General features: G+C 39.7%; 3 protein-coding genes. 1 reads left to right on the top strand and 2 read right to left on the bottom strand.

The annotated features are described in order from the left end of the window. Positions 1 to 155: 155 nt before the first annotated feature. Entirely contained in the window at positions 156 to 1,109 is a 954-nt protein-coding gene (locus VR862_RS09575) for an ISAon1 family transposase (RefSeq protein ID WP_416384493.1), read from the bottom strand. A 19-nt stretch (positions 1,110 to 1,128) separates the two neighbouring features. Beyond that, positions 1,129 to 1,488 (bottom strand): ISAon1 family transposase N-terminal region protein, encoded by a 360-nt coding sequence (locus VR862_RS09570; RefSeq protein ID WP_324720742.1) that lies wholly within the window; start codon positions 1,486 to 1,488, stop codon positions 1,129 to 1,131. A gap of 750 nt (positions 1,489 to 2,238) precedes the next feature. Between VR862_RS09570 and VR862_RS09565 the strand changes: the two genes are divergently transcribed. Continuing rightward, positions 2,239 to 3,536, top strand: a 1,298-nt coding sequence (locus VR862_RS09565) for a hypothetical protein (RefSeq protein ID WP_324720741.1), incomplete at its 3' end; no start/stop codon positions are given.

The raw sequence follows: 3,536 nt of genomic DNA, 5'->3' as shown, positions 1-3,536 counted from the left end.
TAAGCCCGTTAGCGCAGATGGTACTGCTATCTTGTGGGAGAGTATGTCGCCGCCTTTTTTATAGAAGACCCTTACAGAAAATGTAAGGGTCTTTTTTTTGCGCTAAACTCAAATCTGAAAACTTCTTTTAGCGGATCATGACCAAAACTTGGGGATTAGGCAAAAATTGTGGTTAATCTGAACAGGAAGAATTCGATATTTTTGACTCCTCTAAACTGGCTTCTAAAAGCTTTTATTTTGGCATTAAAAGATTCTGCAGAAGCATTTGTGCTTCTGTTATGGAAGTATTTTAAGATTGTACTGTAGTTTTGTTTGATACTGTTGACAACAGTATTAAAGGCTTTAAATCCGGTTTCTTCCACTTCCTTATACCAGTGCGCTAGCTTTGTCAAAGCGACACCTTTGTCTTTAGTTTTGTTAAATATGTTTCTCAGGTTATTCACTAGAGAATAAGCTTGATGTATATCCGGGTAATCTTTGAAGAGGATCTCCGCACGTTTAGATTGCTTCTTTGTCCATTTGGAGGCGGCTTTGTAGAGCAAATACCTACTTCGTGCGAGTAGTTGTTTATGAGAGTCGCCATTAGAGAGCAGCTCGGGTAAATATGGCCTTCCTTTTTGCCTGGTTTCTTGCAGCTGTTCATTTTCCTTGTCTATAGCGTCCCAGCGATGTTTAATCCTGAGATCCTGAAGCGCCTCTATAGCTAGTTTCTGAACATGAAATCTGTCGGTTACCTGGATAGCTTTTGGGAAGCATTTCGAAGCAATATGCTTCATTGAAAATGCCATATCCAAAGTTATTTCTTTGACTCTATTGCGCAGAGATGAAGGTATTTTAAGCAGCTGCTTAACAATGGGTTCTGCCTTTGTACCTGCTATTATAGCAACCAAAGCACCTTTCTTTCCTTTAGCTTTTTTGTTGGTGATAATGGTATAAAGCTCGCCCTGGGATAGTGCAGTCTCATCGAGAGAAAGATAAGGACCGAGGTTTTCCGGAAAAATCAGGTACCGTTTGGCGTGTTTCTTTTCTTTCCATTCTTTAAAATCACTCAAGTAATCTTTGTACTGGCGCTGCAGTTTCTTTCCATTTACAGCGAAGAAGGAGCCAATGGTATGGCAGTCTGAAGCTTTAGTATCGACTAATTTCTTTTAAAAAAGCAGCGAACTCTGTGGTCATGCGAGTTCCCTGTGCTACTAAATTCCAGTCTCTTTGAACTGTTTGACCAGTATCTTTATCTGTCCATCTGCGCCGTCTAACATGGAGGTAAACTGTATTACCTCTCAAAGGGAAGTCTTGTATGGTAATTTCTTTATGAAAGCCTTTAGATACTAATAATCTGGAGGAATGTTCTTGTGGAGGAGTATTACGTTCTTCAAAATATAGGTGAAGGACTTCTCTTTCTTTTTTGCTTTTTGTTAGATCAAAGTTCTCCACAAGAAACTGTGGTAGAATTAGCTTAATGAGATCCAGATATTGTTCGTCCAAAATCAAGTATTTTTCTCCAAATATCGACCTTTACTTCAATTCCTCCCCAACTTTTGAGATTGATCCCTTTTAGCTCCCCTCCCTCGCAGGGAGGGGTGTCCGCAGGACGGGGTGGGTCTACTTTCCTCCAAAGCGACATCTCAAGGCGGTTCTTAGCACCCCTCCTCCAGAGGAGGGATGTCCGCAGGACGGGGTGGTGGGGAAAAAATTCTGATCGTTTCCTGGAGGAGGGGAAGTCCGCAGGACGGGGAGGTCTTTTTTCGTAAAGCTCAATAATCACTCAAAATAGTAGATCCCTTTTTCTATTAAAAAATTATTCACCGGAATTTACCAGCGGTTCTGATTCATATGGAAAATTAGTACACCCTTATCCTACAATTGTTTTATAGCTCTCAGCTCGTTGTTTCAAACATTTGGAAATCTGCTGAAGACGTGGAATTTCCTCGCTTTAGGAATATTTTAACAGCTTTTTTCTGCTTTAAGGTGCTGGCATAAAGGTTTTTATATTACATTTAATAATGCTTTAGGACCTCAGCTGAGTTTCCTAGAGCTCTCCCCTTCATTTTTTATCCCCCTTTTAGTCATTTTTAAACAGCAACATCCCTTGGTTGTTTACAAAGATGTTCTTTTTCCGTCCCCTGGAAAAGAAGTAATCCCCTTTTGATGTTTCCCCCTATTTGATTCGCCCGGATCTGCTTTGTTTTAGCTGTACTCATGTTCTGGTTAGTATTTATTAACCAAAACCAAAGTATTATGAAAGATTTTACCTGTGTGGGGACAAAGACTACAGAATTGGCCCCAAAAAATTTTCACTATAAGAAAAAAATTCTTTTCTTAATTTTCTGTATTTCTGTACTTACGGCTAATTCACAGGTTCAACCTGGCTTTATAGATGGAGACATTTCCTCTGGATCGGAACTGGATTGGGATGATATCTGGAATGAGAATCTTCCTGCCAATTCCGTTTCATCTTGGATTTTGTTTGATGATATCAATAATTCAGATGATCCTGAGCCCAATCTTGTTGATCTCACCTTTACTCAAGGGTCCAAGGATCACCAGTTCATATCCCAGTGGACTAATACTACTGCGGGACCCAATGATAAAACTAATATTCAGCAGGCGGGTGCTTTTCTTTATCAGGGAGTAATTTATTTTTTCGGTAACCTTTTTGCCGATAACGGTGATGCCAATATTGCCTTCTGGTTTCTACAAGATGATGTAGGTGTAAGTGGTAACAAATTTGCAGGAGAACATATTCGAGGTGATCTTTTCATTGTTGCAGCCTTCACGAATGGTGGGAAAGAGGGAAATATTGCTGTTTATGAGTGGAGGGGTGATGGATCGGGTGATGAACCTAATTCAAACAATAATCTCCAGACCTTAATTTCTTCTACTAACCCAGATCCCGCGTTATCAGTATATGTTGGAGCTCAATTAAATACATCTCCGATAACAGCTCCTTGGAGTTACACCTCAAAAGATGGTTCTAATGTAATGGTTCCAAATACTTTTTTTGAAGGCTTTATTGATTTAAAAGGTCTTTTGATTAATACAGATTTTGAATTAGTACCCGGTACGAGTGCCTGTTTTTCTTCATTTATGGTAAACACAAGGAACTCGGCATCTGTTGATGCAGCTCTCAATGACTTTGTCGCTGGAGGTTTTGATGTGCAACCAGAAGTTCAATTAGATGATAAAAGTATTTGTGAAGGTAGTGGATATGAAATTATACCATCTATTTCAGGAGGGTTATTAAAGCCCGGCGAAACTGAATTCCGATATGAATGGTACTATTCTGAGGATCTAAATACTATTATTTCAACTGATCCTACCTATACCGTTGATGAGGACGCTGGCACATATAATTTCACCTTGTATGTTTACGGCGATGCTATAGATGGCTTGGGAGAGTGTAAAGGGAATGCTGAAGTTGAGATTGAAATTATCTCAGTTCCGGATATTGTGACTCAAGGTCTTGATGCTTGTGAGATAGGAGAAACCGGTAAAGCTGATTTCACCCTGACAAGTGGATTAACTACCACTGAGGG

The organism is Salinimicrobium aquimaris (genome assembly GCF_035607535.1).
In the GTDB taxonomy this organism is placed as follows: Bacteria; Bacteroidota; Bacteroidia; order Flavobacteriales; family Flavobacteriaceae; genus Salinimicrobium.
The sequence above is the reverse complement of the archived record's forward strand: the minus strand, read 5'-3'. Positions and strand labels throughout refer to the sequence as shown.